The 22,827-nt window shown below is 73.0% G+C and carries 15 protein-coding genes; 6 read left to right on the top strand and 9 right to left on the bottom strand.

Annotation, left to right across the window (positions count from 1 at the left end):
* Positions 1 to 7 precede the first annotated feature (7 nt).
* Complete coding sequence (locus ABZU91_RS10140) at positions 8 to 2,230, bottom strand: M48 family metalloprotease (protein WP_355236850.1); 2,223 nt, start codon at positions 2,228 to 2,230, stop codon at positions 8 to 10.
* A gap of 173 nt (positions 2,231 to 2,403) precedes the next feature.
* Positions 2,404 to 3,195 (bottom strand): alpha/beta fold hydrolase, encoded by a 792-nt coding sequence (locus tag ABZU91_RS10135; RefSeq protein WP_355236847.1) that lies wholly within the window; start codon positions 3,193 to 3,195, stop codon positions 2,404 to 2,406.
* Between the two features lie 230 nt (positions 3,196 to 3,425).
* On the opposite strand from ABZU91_RS10135, the gene ABZU91_RS10130 reads away from it, so the two are divergent.
* Entirely contained in the window at positions 3,426 to 4,820 is a 1,395-nt protein-coding gene (locus ABZU91_RS10130; RefSeq protein WP_355236844.1) for a pentapeptide repeat-containing protein, read from the top strand.
* Here the strand turns inward: ABZU91_RS10130 and ABZU91_RS10125 are convergent.
* Entirely contained in the window at positions 4,794 to 5,375 is a 582-nt protein-coding gene (locus ABZU91_RS10125) for a helix-turn-helix domain-containing protein (RefSeq protein WP_355236841.1), read from the bottom strand. The genes ABZU91_RS10130 and ABZU91_RS10125 overlap by 27 nt on opposite strands.
* Before the next feature lie 215 nt (positions 5,376 to 5,590).
* Here ABZU91_RS10125 and ABZU91_RS10120 point away from each other — a divergent pair, with 215 nt between their 5' ends.
* The 3 genes from ABZU91_RS10120 to ABZU91_RS10110 all read left to right on the top strand — a co-directional run bounded on the left by ABZU91_RS10120 (position 5,591) and on the right by ABZU91_RS10110 (position 8,744).
* On the top strand, positions 5,591 to 7,057 hold the full coding sequence (locus ABZU91_RS10120) for an MFS transporter (protein ID WP_355236838.1): 1,467 nt from the start codon (positions 5,591 to 5,593) through the stop codon (positions 7,055 to 7,057).
* A 93-nt stretch (positions 7,058 to 7,150) separates the two neighbouring features.
* Positions 7,151 to 8,128 carry an SEC-C domain-containing protein gene (locus tag ABZU91_RS10115; RefSeq protein ID WP_355236836.1) on the top strand — a complete coding sequence of 326 codons (978 nt, stop codon included), beginning with the start codon at positions 7,151 to 7,153 and terminating at the stop codon, positions 8,126 to 8,128.
* Between the two features lie 205 nt (positions 8,129 to 8,333).
* On the top strand, positions 8,334 to 8,744 hold the full coding sequence (locus ABZU91_RS10110) for a hypothetical protein (RefSeq protein WP_355236833.1): 411 nt from the start codon (positions 8,334 to 8,336) through the stop codon (positions 8,742 to 8,744).
* Positions 8,745 to 8,821: 77 nt separating this feature from the next.
* Here ABZU91_RS10110 and ABZU91_RS10105 read toward each other — a convergent pair whose 3' ends face one another.
* Complete coding sequence (locus ABZU91_RS10105; RefSeq protein WP_355236830.1) at positions 8,822 to 9,091, bottom strand: DUF6244 family protein; 270 nt, start codon at positions 9,089 to 9,091, stop codon at positions 8,822 to 8,824.
* 302 nt (positions 9,092 to 9,393) lie between these two features.
* Here ABZU91_RS10105 and ABZU91_RS10100 point away from each other — a divergent pair, with 302 nt between their 5' ends.
* Complete coding sequence (locus ABZU91_RS10100) at positions 9,394 to 10,392, top strand: aminoglycoside phosphotransferase family protein (RefSeq protein ID WP_355236827.1); 999 nt, start codon at positions 9,394 to 9,396, stop codon at positions 10,390 to 10,392.
* A 30-nt stretch (positions 10,393 to 10,422) separates the two neighbouring features.
* Here the strand turns inward: ABZU91_RS10100 and ABZU91_RS10095 are convergent, their stop codons facing one another.
* Both ABZU91_RS10095 and ABZU91_RS10090 read right to left on the bottom strand, forming a co-directional pair.
* A complete protein-coding gene (locus ABZU91_RS10095) occupies positions 10,423 to 11,358 on the bottom strand; it encodes a hypothetical protein (RefSeq protein WP_355236824.1) in 936 nt (311 codons plus the stop codon).
* A 2-nt stretch (positions 11,359 to 11,360) separates the two neighbouring features.
* Entirely contained in the window at positions 11,361 to 13,892 is a 2,532-nt protein-coding gene (locus ABZU91_RS10090) for an FtsK/SpoIIIE domain-containing protein (protein ID WP_355236821.1), read from the bottom strand.
* 197 nt (positions 13,893 to 14,089) lie between these two features.
* Between ABZU91_RS10090 and ABZU91_RS10085 the strand changes: the two genes are divergently transcribed.
* On the top strand, positions 14,090 to 15,631 hold the full coding sequence (locus ABZU91_RS10085; protein WP_355236818.1) for a M1 family metallopeptidase: 1,542 nt from the start codon (positions 14,090 to 14,092) through the stop codon (positions 15,629 to 15,631).
* Positions 15,632 to 15,896: 265 nt separating this feature from the next.
* On the opposite strand, the gene ABZU91_RS10080 is transcribed toward ABZU91_RS10085, so the two are convergent.
* The 3 genes from ABZU91_RS10080 to gltB all read right to left on the bottom strand — a co-directional run bounded on the left by ABZU91_RS10080 (position 15,897) and on the right by gltB (position 22,801).
* Positions 15,897 to 16,436, bottom strand: coding sequence for a hypothetical protein (locus ABZU91_RS10080; RefSeq protein WP_355236815.1), 540 nt, complete (start codon positions 16,434 to 16,436; stop codon positions 15,897 to 15,899).
* 115 nt (positions 16,437 to 16,551) lie between these two features.
* The gene (locus tag ABZU91_RS10075; protein WP_355236812.1) at positions 16,552 to 18,096 is read right to left on the bottom strand and encodes a glutamate synthase subunit beta; all 1,545 of its coding nucleotides are present in this window, start codon (positions 18,094 to 18,096) and stop codon (positions 16,552 to 16,554) included.
* Positions 18,089 to 22,801 (bottom strand): glutamate synthase large subunit, encoded by a 4,713-nt coding sequence (gene gltB / locus ABZU91_RS10070; RefSeq protein ID WP_355236809.1) that lies wholly within the window; start codon positions 22,799 to 22,801, stop codon positions 18,089 to 18,091. The genes ABZU91_RS10075 and gltB overlap by 8 nt, the downstream gene beginning before the upstream one ends.
* Positions 22,802 to 22,827: the final 26 nt, after the last annotated feature.

Below are 22,827 nucleotides of genomic sequence, written 5' to 3'. Positions count from 1 at the left end.
CTCCCGGTCAGTCGGAGGCGGGTTGGAAGGTGACGGCGTCCCCGTCGGCGGTGGCGAGCCCCGAAACGGTCAGCGCGCTGTCGTCGCTGAACGGTGAGCTGGCGCCGAAGTAGGTGGTGGTGCCGCTGACCTGCACCCGGCCCTGACCTTCCAGTGGGGTGGACACCCGGGCGGTGCTCGGGCCGGCCAGCTCGACCGCGACCTTCGGGTACTCCAGGATCTTCCAGGTGACCTTCTGCGCGGACCCGCCGTAGTAGCGGAACGGGCAGCCCGGCGGGGCGGCGATCGTCTGCTTGGCGCACTCGTCCAGCCAGGCGCGTACCCGGGTCTGGACGGCCTCGACCGCCGTCGGCTTGAGCACCGGGGCCAGGTCCAGGATCGCCGAGCCCTCTCCCGGGCCGACCAGCAGGGTTTCGGTGGGCGTCTCGCTCAGCGCGCTGGACGGGCCGGTCGCGCTGTAGAGGCCGGGCAGCAGCACCAGCGGCGGGCCCTCGGTGGCGACCGGCAGCTCCACCCCGTTGAGGCGTACGCCCGGCTCGGCGATCGACGAGTTGAGCGGGATCGGCCCACCGGCCAACCGCCAACCGTGGAACAGACCGGCGGTGGTCTCCTCGGTGCGGTGCAGGGTGAGGGTGGCCGTCTGCGGCGCGTCGCCCAACCGGTACGCCACCGTCGCGGTGGCGGTGTCGTCCTCGCGTTCCACCGTCTTGACCTCGACGTCGGTGGGTGGCTGGTAGCCCTTGCCGCGCAGCAGTTGGGCGAGCAGCTTGTGGTCGGTGCCGTCGCCGGAGTCGGTGAGGTGGTCGAGCGCGGCCTCGCTGTCCCGGTCGGCGAGCGCGGAGAAGAATCCGTCGACCGTCGCCTGGGGACGGAAGAACGCCCACTGGATCACGCTCAGCCCGCTGGCGCCGAGGCAGGCGACCAGGGCGAGGACGCCGACCAGCAGCCAGGTGCGGCGGGAGCCGACCGGGCCGCTGTGGCCGAAGAGCCGCTCGGCGGTGACCGACGCGGCCAGGTCGGCGGGTACGCCGGCCTGGGCGGGCGCACCCGCCACCGACGCCCGCTCCAGCGCGTCGAGCCGCAGCTCGTGCGGCGGGTGGGTGGCGCAGACCGCCTCGTCCCAGCCGCTGCGCCCGCTCTCGAAGGAGAGCCGCCGTTCCAGGATGCGCCGCAGCCCGTCGACGTGCCCGGTCAGCACCGCGCCGAGGTCGGCCCGGTACTCGGCGGCCCGTACGTCGCGGGCGTGCAGGGGCAGCACCACGTACCGCATGGTGAGCAGCACCGGCCAGAAGAACAGGAACACCACGAAGTTGGTGGCCGGGTGCGGGAACGTCCGCATCAGCCAGGTCGGCAGGGCGTGGGCGAGGGTGAGCGGAAGGCCGACGCCGCGCACGAAGGCGCTGGTGATCTCGTCCCCGGTGCGCCAGTGCACCAGCTCGTGGCTGAGCAGCGCCGCGACCTCGTCGTCCGGCTCGGTGAGCACGGCGGTGGTGACCACCACGTGCCGGGCGTAGGTGCGGGCGTTGCTCAGGACCGGGTCGTCCTCCATGAGCAGCCGGGGCACACTGGGCAGGCCGAGGCGTCGCGCGCAGTCGTCCAGGATCGGGCGCAGTCGCGCGTTCTCGCGGCGGCTGGGCTGACGCGCACCGGACACCACCAGCAGGCTCGGCTCGAGCAGCACCCGGTACAGCGTGTAGACGACGCCGATCAGCGCCGCCGCGACGACAGTGCCGATCAGGCCGGTGAGCAGCGCGAGAGGCTCGTCCACGACGGTCAGCCAGGGCAGCACCAGCACGGCGAGGAACCCGGCGAGGAACCCGACCACGAACCCGGCCACGCCGCCCAGCATCCCGCCGGAGCGGCTGAGGAACGCGTCCAGCAGCGAGCCGATCAGCGGCGCGTCGCGCAGCACCGTGGGGATCTGGTCGTCCGCGCCGGCGCCGCCGGCGAAGAGGCCGACGGCGGCGAAGCTGAGACCACCCCAGAACGCCAGGAGCAACGCGATCGGCAGGTAGAACCAGGTGGCGACGAACGCGCCGAGCACGCCCCGCCAGTCCCGCATGATCCCGGCGCGCAGCCAGACCAGGGCGCTCGGGTAACCCGGTGGCCGGTCGGCGAACCCGCCGGTGGGCGGCGGGGCGTCGGCGGCCGGGGGTTCGGCGGCCCGGACGTCGAGCTGCGGCACTGTCGGCGGTGTGCTCTCCGGCGGCACGCGGTGCGGCTCGGTCATGCCTGCTGCTCCCTCTCGACGATGGCATCCACTGTCGGGAGTGGACGGCCGCAGCAGGTTATCGAGGACACCTGATGCCTGCCACACCGTTTTGCGGGATCGTCACGCAACCGACACTCGCCGTCGCGGGCCTGGTGCGGCGGCCCCCACGGGACCACCGCACCGACGAGCCGTCAGACCGCGAGGCAGTTGGGTCGCACCGGGCCGTCGACAAGGGCGCCGCGCACGATGGTGTACGCCGTACCGTCGAGCACCAGGCCCAGGTGCCCCACCACCCGCAGCGGGCAGTACGCCTGGACGAGTACGTTCGTCGCGCCGTCGTTGACGATGGCGTTGCCGGTCGGGCGGACCAGCTCGTCCTGCACCGTCCGGATCGTGGTGTAGCGCACCGAACCGGGGGTGTCGTCGCCGGCGTTGAGGTCGGCGAGGAACGCCGAGCCGATGGTCATCTGTTGGCAGGCGACGATGCCCGCGCAGCTGCCGAGGCCGAGGAACGCCACGATGTTGGCGACGTAGGTGCCGTACTGGGGTGTGCCCAGGCTGACGTACCTGCCGACGGTGGCGGTGCCGCCGAGCCGCTTGAGGTAGTAGCGGCTGACCAGACCGCCCTCGGAGTGGGCGACGAGGTCGACGCTCGTCGCGCCGGTACTGGCGCGCACCTGCTCGACGTACCCGGCGAACGCCCGAGCCGAGGCGGGGATGTCACCGAGGCCCAGCCCGGGAAGCTGGTAGATGTAGGTCCGGTAGCCGTCGGCGCGCAGCCGGGCGGCGATCGGCTCGTACGCGACGGCGACGCCGCTGAGCCCGCCGACCACGATGACCGGGTTGGCGGCGGCAGCGGTGGTGGTGGTGGCCGAGGAGGAGGCCGGAGCGACGGGGGCGGGGGCGGCGGACGCGGTGCCAGCCGAAGCGAGCAGGGCGGCGGCGGCCAGGGACACGACGAGGACGGTCTTTCGGAGCAGCATGGCTGCACCTCCGGGGGGAGGCGCCCGACGATCCGGGCAGGTGGGTGGGGGTGTCCGGTCGACCGTGCGACGATCATGCCTGCAACAATTCGGCAACGTCAATGGCTTGTTACGCGCCGGTAACCCGTTGTCCCGTCGACGGCGCAAACCGGCAAACCGGTCGCCCTCCACAGCGGACGCCCCGGCACCACGCTCCCCCACCCCGCGACGACCGGTGGCATGCTGTCGCCGTGGCTGCCGACGAACCCCCCGAACGCCAGTTGCGGGTGATGCCGTGGTGGCTGGTGCTCGTCGGCCTGCTGCTCGCCGCCGCGTTGGGCTGGCTGGTTCTCGGCCTCCTGCTCACCGAGGCCGACCGGGCCATCCAGCCGGACATCCGGGCCACGCTACGCATCGACGCGATCCGCACCGGCCTGACCGTTGTCGCCGGCACCGGCGGAGGGCTGGCCCTGCTGCTGGCCGCCCGCCGGCAGTGGATCGCCGAGCGGGCGCAGCGCCACCAGGAGGCCGTCGCCGCCCGCGACCAGGCGCACCGGGACCGGGTGCAGGCGCACGCCGAGTCGGTGGCCGACGCCGCGCAGCGCCACCAGGACCGACAGTCCACGGCGGCGGAACACGACGCGGCCGAACGGCGGCTGACCGAGCTCTACACCCGGGCGGTCGAGCTGCTGGGCAACGACAGCGCCGCCGTACGCCTCGGCGGACTGCACGCGCTGGAACGCCTCGGCCAGGACAATCCGTCGCAGCGGTCGACGATCGCGGCGGTGCTCTGCGCGTACCTGCGGATGTCGCCGCCGGACGACGAACCGCGCGAGACGGAGGTCCGGCGCACCGCGCAGCGGGTCCTGACCCGGCACCTGCGCGCCCAGGACGAAACGGGGCACTGGCCGGACGTCGTGCTGGACCTGACCGGCGCCGCGCTCGTCGACTTCGACGCCGCGGGCTGCACGCTCGTCGACGCGACCTTCACGGGGGCGACGTTCACCGGCACGACCACCTTCGCGGGCGCGACGACGAGGGGGCGGCTGCTGCTCGGTTCGGCGACCCTCGGCGACGTGGTGTTCGACGACCTCACGGCCGGCGGTGAGGTCGTGCTGGACGACATCCGCGTGCGCGGCCTCGCCAGCTTCGACGGGGTTGAGTTCACCGACGGCCTGTCCTGCCGACGGTCCCACTTCGTCGGGCCGACCTCATTCCGCCGCGCGACGTTCGGTCAGCCGACCAGCTTCGACGCGACCCGCTTCCAGGACGCCACCACCTTCCAGGAGGCGGTGTTCGACGGCGCCCTGTCGATGGAGCACACCGAGTTCGGCGGATCGGCCAGCTTCCACTCGGGCCGCTTCGCGCACATGGCGTTGTTCCGCTGGACGATCTTCGGCGCGGAGGCGCTCTTCGATCGCGCCCGCTTCACCGACGCCGCGAACTTCGGCCGGGCCCGTTTCCACCGCACGGCCAGCTTCCGCGACACGCAGTTCAGCCGACCGCCGCAGGTCGAGCAGGCTCGGGCGGCCGTCGATCCCGGTCACCGGTGGCCGGCGGGCACCGTCGTCAAACGGTTCGACGACGAGTGGCTGGTGCTGGTCGACGAGGGAATGTCGTCAGCGGGCGGCGGCCGCGGGGCGTAGCCCGTCGAGGGCGACACCGAGGACGCGGTCGCGTTGCTCGGGCGACGGGAACTGGGCCATGGTGAGCCCGCTGATCAGCCGCACCACGTCGTCGAAGCCGATGTCGTCGCGGACCACGCCGGCCGCCTGGGCGCGACGCATCAGGGGCTCACCGGCGGCGTAGATCTCCGTCCGGCAGGTCCCGAAGATCTCCGAGTCGTGCAGCAACTGCTCGGCGAGGGCCCGCTTGGTGGCGACGTACGCGACGAAGCGGTGCAGCCAGGCGACCAGGGCGTCCCACGGTGGCAGCTCGGAGAGGTCCTCGGCGGAGCGGCTCAGCGCCCGGACCTCCTCGACGTAGACGGCCTCGAAGAGGTGCCGCCGGGTCGGGAAGTTGCGGTAGAGGGTGCCGATGCCCACCCCGGCCCGACGGGCCACGTCCTCCAGGGAGGCGGCCGCGCCGTTCTCGGCGAACGCGTCGCGCGCCGCGGCGATCAGGGCGTCGTAGTTACGCCGCGCGTCGGCCCGCTTGGGCCGCTGCGCGAAGACCTCGGGCACCTGCCCCGCCGTGGTCATGACGTGTGTCACCTCGTCCTGGTTGCATCCGGAGGCAACCCTCCGCTAGCTTAGTGGAGGCACCCCTCCGGAATTCCCGGAGGCCTGCCTCCGGATAGCTTACCTCGGGACCCGCCCGATCCGCCTGGCCACCCGATCGCCCGGACCCGACAACCCGCCCGCCTCCGACGACGGGCGACACACCTCCTTCCGTACCATTTCAGGAGTTTCCTCTCGTGGCAGTGACCTCCCGACGCAGCTCGCGTCGGCTCACCTTCACCGTGCTCGCGGCCGGCGCCGGCTTCTTCGCGATGCTCCAGTCGCTGATCACCCCGGTGCTGCCGACCATCCAGCAGGACCTGCACACCTCGCAGAACACCGTGACCTGGGTCCTGACCGCCTACCTGCTCTCCGCGTCGATCTTCACGCCGATCCTCGGGCGGGTCGGCGACATGATCGGCAAGGAGCGGATGCTCGTCGTCTCGCTCGCCGCCCTCGCCCTCGGCTGCCTGGTGGCAGCCATCGCGCCGAACATCGGCGTTCTCATCGTCGCCCGGGTCGTGCAGGGCATCGGCGGCGCGGTCTTCCCGCTGTCGTTCGGCATCATCCGGGACGAGTTCCCCGCCGCGCGGGTCTCCACCGCGGTGGCCGCCATCTCGGCGATCGTCGCCGTCGGTGGTGGCCTGGGCGTCGTCCTGGCCGGCCCGATCGTCAGCACCCTGGACTACCGCTGGCTGTTCTGGATCCCGATGGTCGTGGTCGGGCTGACCGCCGTGGCCGCACGCCTCTTCGTGCCGGAGTCACCGGTGCGTACCCCGGGCCGCATCGACTGGCGCGCCACCCTGCTGCTCTCCGGCTGGCTGGTCGCGCTGCTCCTGCCGATCAGCCAGGGCGCGGCCTGGGGCTGGACCAGCACCCGGGTGCTCGGCCTGCTCGCCCTCGCCGTGGTGCTGCTGGCCGGCTGGCTGACCGCCGAACTGCGCTCGGCCAACCCACTGATCGACATGCGGATGATGCGCCTGCCCGGCGTCTGGACCACCAACCTGGTCGCCCTGCTCTACGGCGGTTCGATGTTCTCCGTGTACGCGTTCCTGCCCCAGTTCGTGCAGACCCCGACCGCAGCCGGTTACGGCTTCGGCGCCAGCATCAGCCAGGCCGGTCTGCTCATGCTGCCGATGCTCGTCGCGATGTTCGTCGCGGGCATCCTCGCCGGCCGGCTCCAGGCCGTGTTCAGCGCCAAGGCTCAGCTCGCCACCGGCGCGGCGTTCAACGTGGCCGCGTCCGCCATGCTCGCCGCCGCGCACGACACCCGCTGGGAGGTCGGCGTCGCCGGCGGCCTGGTCGGCCTCGGCATCGGCCTGGCCTTCGCGTCGATGGCCAACCTCATCGTCGCCAGCGTGCCCGCCAGCCAGACCGGCGTGGCGACCGGCATGAACGCCAACATCCGTACCATCGGCGGCGCGATCGGCGCGGCAGTGGTCAGCGGCGTGATCACCGCCCACCCGCAGGCCAGCGGCCTGCCCCGGGAGGCCGGCTTCACGGCGGGATTTCTCCTCCTCACCGCGATCGCCCTCGCCGCCGCGCTCGCGGCCCTCGCCGTCCCGTCCGCCCGGCGGGCGTCGGCCGGTCGCCGGCCGTCCGCCGCGACGATCGTCGAGTCCGAGCTAGCCGGCGAGTTCGCCACCATGCCCGCGACCCGCTGAGGTCCGCGTCGCAGCCCGGGCGGTTCGCCGCCCGGGCTGCGACATGCTTCGGAGTACGCTGGCCGCCCGCCCGTCGTCGCCCAGGATGTGCCCATGCCCGAGATGTTGACCACCGAGCGGATCGAAGAGATCGGTTCCCTGGGATCGGAGAGCCCCGACCCGGCGGCGCTGGTCACCGAACTGGTGAGCGCCGTCGACGAGGGCAGGGTCGCCGACCCCGCCGAGACCGGCTACGCGCTGCTGGTCGCCGCGGACATCCTGGAGCAGGCGGGTGACCTGGCGGACGCTCTCGCGCTGGCCACCCGCGCTGTCGCCGAGCAGCCCGACGACAACACCTTCGTCCGCGCCGTGCGCGGCGGGCTGCTGCTGCGCCTCGGGCGGGTCGACGAGGGCCTGGCCGAACTGGGCGACCTGCGTCCGCTGTTGGAGACCGACCCCGACGCCGTCCAACTGGTCCAGGAGTTGGCCGAGTCCGGCCACGCCGAGACGGCTGTCGACTGGCTCACCCAGGCGCTCGACACGATGGTGAACCGCAGTCGCACCCATCAGCACGGGTCCGACGACGCCCAGGACACGGCCGCCGCCATGATCTACGGCCTGGCCCAGCGGCGGCACGACCTGCGCGAGGAGATGGGCCTCCCGCACGACGAGTACGACAACCTCGCCGACCGGCTGCGCGACGCCGCTAGCCACGCCGCCGACGCCCTCGACGACGGTCCGGCGACGCTGCTGTTCTGGCCGAAGCCGGAGTTCGAGGCGCTGCTGGCGCGCTGGCCGGCACTGGCCGAGAGCTACCCGGCCACCTGGGACGAGCACCGCGCCCAGATCGAGCGCGCCCTCGTCGACGCGTCCGGCCTCGGCGGCGGCGACCTGGGCATCGTGGCGGGCAGCGTCGAGGGTCTCGCGGCCTTCGCGGGCGCCGACGCCATCGACGAGGAGACCCTCGACGAGTACGCCGACAGCCTCGACGACGCGGGCGTCACCTCCTGGCCGCCGGGCCGCAACGACGCCTGCTGGTGCGGCTCGGGCACGAAGTACAAGAAGTGCTGCCTGCCCCGCTCGCGCGCCTGACCTCCGCCGGGCCGTTGCGCGGCTCCCGGGGAGCGATGTCCCCTGAGCCTCTGATGCCTGTGCGTCATCAAGATGACCCACAGGCATCACGCTCACCCGCCCATCCGACGGCTACCCAGCACCCGCACGATCGATCGATGGTGGCAATTGCCGGCGATGGCTACCGTGACCGTGGAACGCAGCCACTCCACTGAGGAGGACCGCCGTGCGCCGTGTCACCACCACCGTCGCCCTACTCGGACTGTCCCTGTGCGCAGTGCTGGCACCGACCCCGGCGAGCGCGGCCACCACCGTCGAGGTCACCTCGGCGAAACTGGTCGCACGCGGGGTCGCCGTCGACATCACCCTCACCGTGACCTGCGAGTCCGGTCGAGACGGCGGTGCGGAATTCAGTCTGCGTCAACGCTCGGGCGACAACGTCGCGTACGGCAGCGGCGGGACGATGTTCACCTGCACCGGCGTCCCGCAGGCCGTGATCGGCCGGGTCTACGCGGAGAGCGGCGGCTTCGCCTTCAACCGGGGCATCGCGCTCGCCACCGGGAATGTGGCGCTGTGCACCCCTGTCGACTGCGACTACTCGCCTCACTTTGAGGGCGAGGTCCGCGTCACCCGCTGACGGTTACCGGAGTGCGCGTCGCTGGCCGTGCCGTGAACGTCCCTGGCCAGCGACGATCTCCGTCCGCTACAGCGTGGTCAGTTTCCCAGCGCGCGGACCTTGGCGATCGTCTCCTGGACGTGCTGCTTGGCCGGCTCGCCGCCCTGGGCGGCCTGCGCCAACGCCTGGCGGTAGGCGTCGATCATGCCGACCAGCGGCCCGGCCGCGACGCCTTCAAGCGCGCCGGCGACGAGGCTCCGCGCCTCGGCCGCGTCCTGAGCTGCCGCCGCAGTCTTGGCCTTTGCCTCGTCGAGCTTCTGCGACGCCGCCGCCAACCTCGCGATGATCTGTGCTGCGCTCACGCGCATCCTCCCCCTGGTCGACCATCGCCTCCACCACCGCACCGGCGGAGACCACAAGGGAGCGTACGAGATCCGCGCACAGAGTGCGACCGCCCGATTGCCCGATCGCGACCTGCGGGACGTCGTTCGCGAAGATCACTTGATGCGTACCAGTCACCGCAGACGCTCGCCAACTGGTACGCATCAAGTGATCGAGAAACCCCGACCGGCCGACGAATCTGGCAGTCTGGCGGGCGTCGCGACGGGGAGGAAGGTACGCCGGGGTGGAGGCACTGAGCCGCACACAGCGATCACTGGACCGTGATCAGGTGCGCCGCTACGTGGAGGCGTCCTTCGGCGCGGGCCACTCGATGGTGGACTGTGCGCCCATCACGGGCGGCGGCTTCGCGACGGTGTGGCGGGTGGCGCTCGACGGCGGGCGCGAGGTGGTGCTGAAGGTGGCCCCGCCGGCCGACGCGCCGCTGCTGCGCTACGAGCGGGGCCTCTGCGGTGCGGAGGCGCGGTACTTCCGACTCGTGGCCGCGCACGCGCCGCAGGTGCCCGTGCCACCGCTGCTGCACCACGGCAACGATCCGGAGCTCGGCGAGTGGCTGTTCACGGGCCTGCTGCCGGGTCGCTCGTTGCGGGAGTGGTCGGAGTCGGCGCAGCGCCTCGACGACGGCCCGGCCCGGTACGACTTCGGAGCCGCGATCGCCGCGCTGCACCGGGTGACCGGCGACCGTTACGGGTACGACGGCCCTCGGGCGAGCGGCGCGACGTGGCGCGAGGCGTTCACCGCCATGCTCGACGGGCTGCTCGCCGACGCGGCGGACTGGGACGTCCGGCTGCCCACCTCCCCGGGCCGGATCCGGGAACTGCCCGAGCGGTACGCGTCGGTCCTGGACGAGGTACGCCGGCCGACGCTGCTGCACTTCGACGGCTGGGACGGCAACGTGCTCGCCGAACCCGAGACCGATGGCAACCTGCGCCTGCGCGGGATCGTCGACGGTGAGCGGTTCCTCTTCGGCGACCCGCTGATGGACCTGGTGTCGCCCCTGATCTACCGACGGGTGGAGGACGAACCCGAGAGCCCGTTCCTGCGGGGCTACCGGGCCGCCGCGACCGATCCGGTGGCCTTCGACGAGGCCGCCCTGCGTCGGCTCAGCCTCTACCGCCTGCACCTGTACCTGTTGATGACTGTCGAGATGCCCAGCCGGGGCATCACCCGCGAAAATCGGCCCGACCGTTTCGAGCGACTGGCCGACCTGCTGGACCACGAGCTGACCGAACTGCGGCGCGCGACTCCGTCGGCCCGCGCGGGCGGCTGACGTCCTTCGCGGCAGCCCGGATCAACGCCGTCAGCGCAGGGCGCGGAACAGCACCAGGTAGGCGCAGTAGCCCAGCGGCACCAGCAGGAAGCAGATCGCGAATCCGAGCGGCAGGTAGCGCGGCGGCGTGCCGGCCACCATGGCGGGCCTCCCCCACCGGCCCAGCACCAGGTAGCCCCCGAAGAACGCCAGCGCCGGCAGGCCCGCGCAGATCCACGCGCCGAGGGTGAAACCGTCGACCAGGCCGATCCCGGACGCGAGCACCAGCGTCAGCATCAACACCCCGCCCGCCGCCCCGCAGGCCGCGTAGACGGCGACCGCCCGCGCCAGCGGCGACCACGTCGGCAGCAGCGCCGGCCGCTGGGCCAGCAGCTCGGCCTGCTGCCCGTGCCGGTCGGCCTCGTCGGCCATCCGTCGGGCCAGCTCCAGCTCCACCACCGGGTCGACCACCGCCGCGCGCTGCGTCGGCAGCCCGACGCCCGCCGAACTCACCGCCGTCGGCAGCGCCAGCCGCGCCTGCCCCGCCGGCAGCTCGGAGTACGCCCCGACACCCGCCCGCCCCGGCGCGCCGGCTGCGCCGGCGAAATCCCCGTCCCTCGGTCCGGGCGCAGCCGACGAGCCGGGCGGGACCGACGAGCCGGGCGGGACCGACGAGCCGGGCGGGGCCCACGGGCTCGACGCGGCCGACGCCGGCGGGGCGGAGGGGCCAGGCGCAGTGGGCGGGATGGGCGGTGCCCATGGGTCGGGTGGGGCAGCGGAGGTCTCGGGCGTCGGCGGCTGGTCGACGCCGATGGCGCGGCCGAGCTGGTCGAGACGCTGGCCCTGGGCGGTCAGCCGCTGGTGCAGGTAGTCGGCGGCGGCGTACAGGTCACGGCGACGCTCGGACTCGGCGGCGGCATCCCGCTCACCGGCACGGCGGTGGTCGGCGAGCTGTCGGGCCAGCGCCGCGTACTCCTCGAAGGACACCCTCAACGCTCCCCGTCCGAGTCGTGCCCGTCGCGGGCGAACGGCACGATCAGCCTGGTCCGCTGGTCGTGCCTGTCGATCAGCAGCGCCCGGTCGGCGCGGGGCGTGTAGGCCAGGTCGTGCACCCCGAGGTGCAGGGCCAGCTCGGGCCCGGGCACGTTGAGCGCGACGAGGCAGGCGATGTCGTCCCGGTTCTGGGTGCCGCCGAGGTCGTCGGAGAGCCGGCGCAGGCCACGCCACCAGCCGAGCAGGTGCACGCCCTGGGCCGGCCCCTGGCGCAACAGGGCACGCAGGTCGTCCAGGCCGGAGCGGAACGTCACCGGGTCGGACGCCCCGAGCACCGGCGCGGCGGCGTCCATCCCGAACACCACCAGGTATTCCCGGCCGGCCGGCTCGGCGGCCAGCGCGGCGATCCGGTCGCGCAGCCCGGCCGCGTCGAGGCGGTGCACCGGATGGCCGGCGGACCGCAGCGTGGCCTCGGTCTCGGCGGCGACCGGGTCGGCGGCGGTGACCAACGAGGCCACCTGGAACCGGACGTCACCGGGGGTGTGTTGACGGGCCAGGCTCAGCGTCGCGGCGCGCAGCACGTCCGCGCCGGCCGGTGTGGTGCCGACGACGGCGAGGTGCCGGCCGGGGGTGGTGTCCATCAGGAACAGTGCGGTGGTGCCGTGCACGTCGACAGTCCGGCCGACCAGCGCCATGGGACGTCGGCCACCGGGGCGCAGTCCGGCGAAGGTGGGATCGTCCTCGACGCGCGCCGCCTCGTACCCCTTGAAGACCGCCGGGGCCCGCGAGCCCGGCGGCCGGGCCTGCCACAGCTCGTGGCGCAGCGCGGCCAGGTCGCCGGCGGCGGCGTGCGCGTCCGGGAAGCGCACGACGGTGTCCGCGCCGACCGCGCCGGCTGCGGTGTTGACCACGGCCGCGCCGATCGGCAGGGCCGCGGCGGCGTCGTTGAGCTGGTCGAGGACGCCACCGCCGCCGGGCAACGCCACCCGCAGGGCGAACTGCCCGAAGATCGCCTCGGCCCGACCGTAGAGCGCCTCGATCCCGGTCATGCTCTGGCTGGCCAGCACCAGGTGGATGCCGTACGAGCGGCCCTTGCGGGCCAACTCCTCCAGCAGGTCGACCGCCTCGCGGGCCAGGGCGTCGTTGCCGGCGAGCAGCACGTGGAACTCGTCGATGACGGCCACGACGCGCGGCAGCGGATTGTCCCGCGGGAGGTCGGCGAGCTTGGTGACACCGTGCCGCTTCAGCGCGGTGGCACGCCGCTGCGCCTCGCGGCGCAGCTCGCGCAGCACCGCCAGGCCGTACTCGCGGTCGGACTCGATGCCGACCGCGCGGGCGTGCGGCAGCCAGGACGGGTCGCGACCGGTGGGCACGAACTCGGTGAAACTCACGCCCTCCTTGAAGTCGAGCAGGTAGAGCTGCAACTCGGCGGGCGAGTAGCGCGCGGCCAGCCCGTACAGGACGTCGAGGAGGAAGACGGTCTTGCCCGCGCCGGTGCGCCCGCCGACCAGCCAGTGCGGGGTGGCGTCGTCGAAGGCGACGGTCAGCGGTGCCGGGCCAGCCCGGCCGACGACGGTGCGCAGGCCGTTGGCCGCGGACTCGGCCCAGCGTCGCTCGGGCAGCAGCGCGGCGAACGGCAGCGCGTCGGCGCGACGGGCGGCGGCGCCGACGTGCTCCGCGAGCGCGCGGACCGACGCCGGCGGCGGATCGCCGTCGAGCAGCACGGGTGCGGCGAGACCGCTGCCGTCGGCGCTGAACGGCATGCCGGCCGGGTCGCCGACCTGTGCGTACCCCTCGGCGAGCCGGATGGCGGTGGTGCTGCCCAGCGGCGGCGACGTCTCGCCGGGCAGCCGGGACGGATGCCCGGCGAGGAGCACGCAGACGGCGGCGGCCGGGCCGGCGTGGGTGAGCGCGGCGAGTCGGGCCAGCTCGCGTGGCGCGGGCGCGGCGGTGGCGACGACGAGCAGCAACTGCCGCGTGGCGGGTTCGGCGTGCTGGGCGGCGCGGGCGTGCCGTTCGGCGGTGTCCAGCAGAGCGGCCACCTCGGTCTCGCTGGTGGCCGGCGGGTCGAGCACCCCGGCGTCGAGCAACGGGCGCAACGAACCGAAGGTCGCGCCCAGCGCGGCGGTGTCGATGCCGGCGACCCGGACCCGACCGGGCGGTGCGGTGGCCACCAGCCGCAGCACCACCGCCCGCAGCAGCGCCGCGACCCGCCCGTCCCGGGCGTCGGTGTCCAGTGCCAGGTGGTGGCCGCCGCCGAGCGGCACCAGCACGGCGAACCCGCCGTCCTCGGTGGACGCCTCGCCGATCCGTAACGCGACCGGGTCGTCGGTCAGGGTGGCCGCGCCGGGGGTGGGGGTGGCCAGCGCGGCGCCGAGGCGCGCGAGTCGGGCGACGAGGTCGGCCCCACCGGCCTGCGGCGTCGGAGGCGGCGCCGCGCCGAGCACGGCCCGGGCCGCGTCCAGGTGGGAACGGGCCGCCCGGTGGGCGGTGACCGCCTGGCCGTACACCGACGCGAGCCTGCCCACGTTGTGCCTCCCACGCCACGGCCGTCCGGTCCGCGGAAACCCTAACGGACAGCGGTGACACCGGGACAGTAACCGACCCGCGCTTTCGGGTCGTGGCGGCCGACGGTTGTGACACGTTGCGCGCCTGTCGGGCCAGCGACGTTCACAGTTGTCGATTAGGTTTGCGGTGCGAACACCCGATGGAGGGAGTCCACCTCGTGCGTCGAGTCCTCACGGCGGCCACCGCCGCCCTGACCCTCACCACCGCCGGCACCATGCTCACCGGCGCGTCCGCTTCGGCCGCCCCGACGGCCTGGGGCCGTCCCGTCGTCACCGCCGTGCCGCAACCCGGCGCGCCCGGCCTGGGCGACACCTACTACCCCGACTACGGCAACGGTGGCTACGACGTCTCGCACTACGACGTCCGGCTGCGCTACGACCCGGCCACCGACCGGCTCACCGGCACCACCACGATCCTCGCCACGGCGACGCAGGACCTCTCTGCGTTCAACCTGGACTTCCTGCTCGACGTCGAGTCGGTACGGGTCAACGGGTGGGAGGCCGGCGCCAGCACCGCGGGCACGCACGAGCTGGTCGTCACCCCGGCCCGCACCATCACCCGGGGCGAGCAGCTCACCATCGTGGTGCGCTACGGCGGCGTTCCGTCCGAGACCCTGGTCGGCGGCTACAGCGGCTGGACGCGTACCGATGACGGGGCGCTCGCGGTCAACGAGCCCGAGTCGGCGTGGTGGTGGTTCCCGAGCAACGACCACCCGCTGGACAAGGCGACCTTCGACATCTCCGTGTCGGTGCCCACCGGTGTCGAGGTGATCAGCAACGGCGTGCAGCCGAGGCCGCCGGCGGCCGAGGCCGGCAACCGCACCCGGTGGATCTGGCGGACCACCTCCCCCACCGCGCCCTACCTGGCCTTCATGGCCATCGGCCAGTACGACATCGTCACCGACACCACGCCGGGCGGCCAGCCGGTGATCAACGCGTACAGCACCTCGCTGGGCGCGCTCGGGCCGGCCGCGCGGGCCAGCATCGAGCGGACCGGTGAGATCGTCGACTGGGAGAGCGGGATCTTCGGCCCGTACCCGTTCGAGGCGCAGGGTGGCGTGGCCGGGCCGGTGGACGGCATCGGTTTCGCCCTGGAGACGCAGACCCGCCCGGTGTACGGGCCGGGCTTCTGGCGGCGCGGCGCCAACACGTACGTGGTGGCCCACGAGAACGCCCACCAGTGGTTCGGTGACTCGGTCTCGGTGGCCGAGTGGCGCAACATCTGGCTCAACGAGGGCTTCGCCTCGTACGCCGAGTGGCTCTGGTCGGAGGAGCAGGGCGAGGGCACCGCGCAGGAGGTCTTCGACTTCACCTACGCCAGCTACCCCGCCGACGACGATTTCTGGCAGGTGCTGCCCGGTGACCCGGGCGCCGACCGGGTCTTCGACGACGCGGTGTACGACCGGGGCGCGATGACCCTGCACCAGCTCCGGCTGGCCGTCGGCGACGACGCGTTCTTCGCGATCCTGCCGGCGTGGACGGCCGAGCACCGGTACGGCAACGGCACCATCGAGCAGTTCCAGGCCCTGGCCGAGGGGATTTCCGGTCTGGACCTGGACAAGCTGTTCACCACCTGGCTGTTCACCGCTGGCCGTCCCGACGTGGCCAGCGCCGCACGCAAGGCCGCGCCACCGGCCGAACCGAAGTCCTGGGCCAAGATCCGCGAGTCCCACGAGGCGCACCACCTGCTGTCGCACTAGCGGCAGTCGTCACCCGGAAAGGCCCGTCGCCGAGGCGGCGGGCCTTTCCGCGTCCCCGCTGGTCCCGCCGCAGCGATCTCACCTACCACCGCTGCGCCTGTCGCCCTCCCCCACGCGTCCTTTGCTCTGCTTCAACGGACGCAACACCGGTTGTCCGACTATCGGACGTGCGGTGTTGCGTGGAGTGAAGCAGAGCAAAGGACGCGCGTGGGGGGCTGGCCCCCGGGCCGGAGTCGTCACCAGCGACCGGCTTCAGGCGGGCGGCTCAGGACGCCGGCGCCACCGAACGGCCCACGGTCGCCGGGGGCCCCGCCGCCGCGGCCGTGCTCGCCTCGACGGCGCGGATGTGCCGGTAGGCGAACCAGAGCGGCGGGAACGCCCCGACCGCGAAGGACAGGTCGACGAGCGTCCAGAACCAGGGGATGTCCCGGATCGGGCCGCAGATCAGCGCCAACGGGACGATCCCCGCGCAGGCGAACATGCCGACCTGCACCACCCAGACGTTGCGCACCGGGTCACGCAGCGGCCCCCAGAACGCCACCGCCAGCACCAGGTGGGCGAAGGCCAGCCAGTCGGTGCCGTAGAGCAGGAACGGGTAGTCCCGGTCCGCGGTCACGAGTCCCGTGTGGACCCGATCGATCCAGCCGACCAGCGCCGGGAACTGGCCGGCGAGCGGGTCCAGCGCGCGCAGCAACCAACGCACCTCGATCTCCAGCGGAAACGCGGTGACGCCGCTCAGGAACAGGCCGATCAGCACGATCCACAGCCAGCGACGGGTACGCCGCAACCGCTCCTCGTTGTCCATGATCGCAGCGTAACGATGATCTTCGTGACGTCCGGTCCCGGATTCGGTGACCGCAGTCTCAGTGCCTCGTCCTCCGGTCGGCGCGACGGTTGTCCGCCGCGCCGACCGGACGATCTCAGCGGACGGCGAGCGGCTGCGCGGCCGGGCCGACCGGTGCCGGCAGCGCGCCGACACCGCCCAGGTAGCCGTGGATCGCGGCGGCCACCGCGCGCCCCTCGGCGATGGCCCAGACGATCAGCGAGGCGCCCCGGTGCATGTCCCCGGCGACGAACACGCCGTCGGCGTCGGTCTGCCAGTCGTCCCGGGCGTCGATGGCGCCCCGGGGGTTGCGGGCCACCCCGAACTGCTCCAGCAGCGGCTGCCGCTCGGTGCCCTCGAAGCCGATCGCCAGCAGCACCAGGTCGGCGGGCAGCTCCCGTTCGGAACCCGGCACCACGGTGACGACCCGTCGGCCGTCGACCTTCTCCACCGTCACCTCGGCGATCCGCACCGCACGCACCTGGCCGGTGCCGTCGTCCACGAACTCCTGCACCGCGACCGCGAAGACGCGCTCGCCGCCCTCCTCGTGCGCCGGGTAGCTGCGCAGGAGCCACGGCCACGTGGGCCACGGGTCCCGCGCCTCGTCGCGCTCCTGCGGCGGCTGCGGGTACAGGTCGAGCTGGTGTACGCCGGCAGCGCCCTGCCGGTGCGCGACGCCGAGGCAGTCGGCAGCCGTGTCGCCGCCACCGATGATCACGACGTGCTTGCCGGCCGCGTCGATCGGGGTGCCGTCGGGCAGCACCGCCCGCGCCAGCCGGCGCTCCCCGGTGGGCACCACGCCGGCTTCGTCGGTGGCCGCGGTGGCGACCGCCCGATTCGCCGCGACCAGGTGCGCCATCGCCTGGTGTACGCCCCGAAGCGCCCGCCCCGGGGTCTCCGGAGTGTCCCGGCCCTGCAACGCCCCGCAGGCCAGCAGCACCGCGTCGTGCTCGGCGCGCAACTGCTCGGCGGTGACGTCGACACCGACGTTCATGCCCGTGCGGAACTGCACCCCCTCGGCGGTGAGCTGCGCCAACCGGGCGTCGATGTGCCGCTTCTCCAACTTGAAGTCGGGGATGCCGTACCGGAGCAGGCCGCCGATCGCGTCGTCACGCTCGTACACGGTCACGGCGTGACCGGCGCGGGCGAGCTGCTGTGCGGCGGCGAGACCAGCGGGCCCGGAGCCGACCACGGCCACCGAGCGGCCCGACGGCGTCGGAACCGCGCGGGGGGTGAACCCGCGCGCCGCCGCGGCGTCGGCGATCTCCACCTCGACCTGCTTGATCGTCACCGGCTGACCGCCGGCGATGCCGAGGACGCACGCCGCCTCGCAGGGTGCCGGGCAGAGTCGGCCGGTGAACTCCGGGAAGTTGTTGGTGGCGTGCAGGGACTCCACGGCGGCGTCCCAGTTGCCGGTCCGCACCAGGTCGTTCCAGTCCGGAATTCGATTCGCAAGTGGGCAGCCGGCAGTGTCGCTGTGGCAGAACGGGATGCCGCAGTCCATGCAGCGGGTGGCCTGCTCGCGGACCAGCTCTTCGCCGGCCGGCGGGTAGACCTCGCGCCAGTCGCTGATCCGCACCGGCACCGGGCGGCGGGCCGGCAACCGCCGGTCGTAGCGCAGGAAACCGTTCGGGTCAGGCACGAGCCACCTCCTGGGCCGCCACCCGCGGGGCGGGCGGCACCGGCATCTCCGGCACAGCCGGCGCGGCCAGTTCTTTCATGACCGCGTCGTCGACGTCGTGGCCGGCGGCTTCGGCGGCCTTCATGATCTCCAGCACCCGGCGGTAGTCGCGGGGCACCACGGCGGTGAACTCGGCCACCGCCTCCGGCCAGCGCTTGAGCAGCTCCTCGGCGACCGCCGAACCGGTCTCGGCGACGTGCCGCTGGACCAGCTCGTGCAGCAGCGTCTGCTCCTGCTCACGCAACGGCGCCAGGTCGACCAGCTCCGCGTTGACCCGGGACCGGTCCAACCGGTGCACGAACGCCATTCCGCCCGACATGCCGGCGGCGAAGTTACGGCCGGTCGCGCCGAGCACCACCACGGTGCCGCCGGTCATGTACTCGCAGCCGTGGTCGCCGACGCCCTCGACGACGGCGACCGCTCCGGAGTTGCGGACCGCGAAGCGCTCCCCGACCCGGCCACGCAGGAAGACCTCGCCCGCGGTCGCGCCGTACAGGATGGTGTTGCCCGCGATGATCTGGTCCTCCGCGCGCTGCCCCGGCTCGGCGTCGGGGTCCAGGAACGGCGCGGCGGCGTCCGGACGGACGACGATGCGCCCACCGGAGAGGCCCTTGCCCACGTAGTCGTTGGCGTCGCCGTGCAGCCGCAGGGTGACGCCCTTCGGCAGGAACGCGCCGAACGACTGGCCGGCCGTGCCGTGCAGCACGAACTCGATGGTGTCCTCGGGAAGGCCGTCGCCGCCGAAGCGGCGGGTCACCTCGCCGCCGAGCATCGCGCCGACGCTGCGGTGCTCGTTGCGCACCGCCACCTCGACCCGGACCGGCGCTCCCTCGGACAGCGCCGGGGCGGCCAGCGCGATCAGCTCGTTGTCCAGGGCCTGCTCCAGACCGTGGTCCTGGGCGCGTACCCCGCGTCGGGCGGTGCCGGCGGGCAGCTCCGGCAGGTGCAGGACGGGGGCCAGGTCGAGCCCGTGGGCCTTCCAGTGCGACACCGCCGGGGCCACGTCGAGCAGTTCGCTCTGCCCGATGGCCTCCTCGATCGACCGCAGACCCAGCTCGGCCAGGTATCCCCGGACCTCCTCGGCGAGGAACAGGAAGAAGTTCTCGACGAACTCCGGGGTGCCCGTGTACCGCTCGCGCAGCACCGGGTTCTGGGTGGCGATGCCGACCGGACAGGTGTCCAGGTGGCAGACCCGCATCATCACGCAGCCCGAGACGATCAGCGGCGCGGTCGCGAAACCGAACTCCTCCGCGCCGAGCAGCGCCGCGACCAGGACGTCCCGACCGGTCTTGAGCTGGCCGTCGACCTGCACGGTGACCCGGTCGCGCAGCTTGTTGAGCAGCAGCGTCTGCTGCGCCTCGGCCAGCCCCAACTCCCAGGGGGTGCCGGCGTGCTTGAGCGAGTTCATCGGGGACGCGCCCGTGCCGCCGTCGTGACCGGAGATCAGGATGACGTCGGCCTTGAGCTTGGCCACGCCCGCGGCGACGGTGCCGACGCCCACCTCGCTGACCAGCTTGACGTGCACCCGGGCCGCCGGGTTGACGCACTTCAGGTCGTGTACGAGCTGGGCCAGGTCCTCGATGGAGTAGATGTCGTGGTGCGGCGGCGGGGAGATGAGGCCGACGCCGGGGGTGGCGTGCCGGGTACGGGCGATCCACGGCCAGACCTTGTTACCGGGGAGCTGGCCGCCCTCGCCGGGCTTCGCGCCCTGGGCCATCTTGATCTGAAGGTCGTCGGCGTTGACCAGGTATTCGCTGGTGACACCGAATCGGCCGCTGGCGATCTGCTTCACCGAGGAGCGGCGTAGCGGGTCGTGCAGCCGATCGACGTCCTCGCCGCCCTCGCCGGTGTTGGACTTGCCGCCGAGGCGGTTCATCGCGATGGCGAGCGTCTCGTGCGCCTCGGCGGAGATCGAGCCGTACGACATGGCGCCGGTGGCGAACCGCCTGACGATCTCGGTGGCCGGCTCGACCTCCTCGATCGGCACCGGCGGACGGACCCCGGTGCGCAGGGTGAACAGACCCCGCAGCGAGCCGGCCTGCGCGGCGAGCCCGTCCACCTTGGACGTGTACTGGCGGAAGACGTCGTACTGCCGGCTGCGGGTGGCGTGTTGCAGCAGGAAGACCGTCTCCGGGTTGAACAGGTGCAGCTCACCCTCGCGACGCCACTGGTACTCGCCACCGACCTCGAGCCGGTCCGAGTCGGCGGTGCCCGCCGGCGGCCAGGCCAGCGCGTGCCGGGCGGCCACCTCGGTGTGCACACCGGCCAGCCCGACGCCGCCGATCCGGCTCGGAGTGCCCCGGAAGTACCTGTCGATGAGTCGACTGTCCAGGCCGACCGCCTCGAAGACCTGCGCGCCGCAGTACGACGAGACCGTCGAGATGCCCATCTTGGACATGATCTTCAGGACGCCCTTGCCGAGCGCCTTGGCATAGTTGCGCACCGCCGCGGCCGGCTCGACCCCGGCGAGCGCACCAGTGGCGATCATGTCCTCGACGGACTCGAACGCCAGGTACGGGTTGACCGCCGCCGCGCCGTACCCGATGAGGACCGCCGCGTGGTGCACCTCCCGGCAGTCGCCGGACTCCACGATCAACGCCGCCTGCGTACGCGTCTGCTCGCGGACCAGGTGCTGGTGCACGGCGGCGGTGAGCAGCAGTGACGGGATCGGCGCGAGATCGGCGTTGGTGTCCCGATCGGAGAGCACCAGGATGCGGACGCCGTCCTCGATGGCCTCGGAGACGTGCCGGCAGATCTCGATCAGCCGCGCCTTGATCCCCGCAGCGCCCTCCCGGACGCGGTACAGGCCGGAGACCCGGACGGCCTTGAAGCCGGGCAGGTCACCGTCCTCGTCGATGGAGAGGATCTTGGCCAGCTCGTCGTTGTCGATGATCGGATGCGGCAGCACGATCTGCCGGCAGCTCGCCGCGTTGGGGTCGAGAAGGTTGCCCTCCGGCCCGATCGTCGACGCCAGGCTGGTCACCAGCTCCTCGCGGATGGCGTCCAGCGGCGGGTTGGTGACCTGCGCGAAGAGCTGGTGGAAGTAGTCGTAGAGCAGTCGCGGGCGGGTCGACAGCGGCGCGATCGGGGTGTCGGTGCCCATCGAGCCCAACGGCTCCGCGCCGGTATGGGCCATCGGCGCGAGCAGGACCTTCAGCTCCTCCTGCGTGTAGCCGAAGGCCTGCTGGCGACGACGTACCGAGTCGTGGGTGTAGACGGTGTGCTCGCGGGCCGGCAGGTCGTCCAGCTCGATTAGCCCGGCGTGCAGCCACTCGGCGTACGGCTCGGCGGCGGCCAACTCGGACTTGATCTCGTCGTCGTGCACGATGCGGCCGGCCACGGTGTCGACCAGGAACATCCTGCCCGGCTGGAGGCGGCCCTTGGCGACCACGTGGGCCGGGTCGAGGTCGAGTACGCCCGCCTCGGAGCCCAGCACGACGAGACCGTCGTCGGTCTGCCACCAACGCCCCGGGCGCAGCCCGTTGCGGTCCAGCACCGCGCCGACGATCTCGCCGTCGGTGAAGGCGACCGACGCCGGCCCGTCCCACGGCTCCATGAGGCTCGCGTGGAAGCGGTAGAACGCCCGCTTGTCCGGCTGCATGCCGGGGTCGTTCTCCCACGCCTCGGGGATCATCATGAGCACCGCGTGCGGCAGGCTCCGGCCCGCCAGGTGCAGCAGCTCCAGCACCTCGTCGAAGTTGGCCGAGTCGGAGGCGGCGGGGGTGCAGACCGGGAAGACCCGGCGGATGTTGCCCGGCACGTTCGGCGAGCGCAGCAGCGCCTCGCGAGCCTGCATCCAGTTCCGGTTGCCACGGATCGTGTTGATCTCGCCGTTGTGGGCGATGAACCGGTACGGGTGCGCCAGCGGCCACGACGGGAACGTGTTCGTGGAGAAGCGGGAGTGCACCAGGGCGATCGCGCTGTCGACGCGCTCGTCACGCAGGTCGGGGTAGAACGCCGGCAGCTGGTCGGGCGTGAGCATGCCCTTGTAGACCATGGTGCGGCTGGACAGCGACGGGAAGTACGCCGGTACGCCGCGCTCGGCGGTCTCCCGCTCGGCCTGCTTCCGCAGGCAGAACGCCACCCGGTCCAACTCGATGCCGCGCAGCGGGGTGCCGGCCGGCCCGGCGGGCGAGCCGGTGAGGCGGTGGGCGGCCACGAAGACCTGCCGGACCCGCGGCATGGCCGCCAGGGCGGTCTCGCCGAGCCCTTCCGGCTCGACCGGCACGTCCCGCCAGCCGAGCAGGTCCGCGCCCTCGACCAGCGCGTACTTCTCGACCACCCGACGGGCGCGGGCCTCGGCGGCGTCGTCGTCCGGGAGGAAGACCAGACCGGTGGCGTACTCGCCGGCCGGCGGCAGCGGGACGTCGGCGACCGCACGCAGGAACGCGTCCGGCACCTGGATCATGATGCCGGCGCCGTCGCCGGTGTTGGGCTCCGCGCCCCGGGCGCCACGGTGGTCCAGGCGGCAGAGGGCACCGAGCCCGTTGGCCACGACGGAATGGGACCGGCGGCCGTACAGGTCAGCCACGAAGGCCACCCCGCAGGCGTCGTGCTCCTGCGCCGGGTCGTAGAGGCCTTGGGCCTCAGGGCGGGGGCCGGGCGTCGGGGACGCTTGCGGGCTGTGCGGGTGCGGCTGTGTCGAATCCGCGTACGGCTGAGCCACCGGGCCTCCTGTCGTCACTCAGGTTG

Origin of the sequence: Micromonospora sp. NPDC005174, from assembly GCF_040608495.1 — a bacterium.
Lineage (GTDB): Bacteria > Actinomycetota > Actinomycetes > Mycobacteriales > Micromonosporaceae > Micromonospora.
Note: the sequence above shows the minus strand (reverse complement) of the source record. Positions and strands in the feature narration are given on the sequence as shown.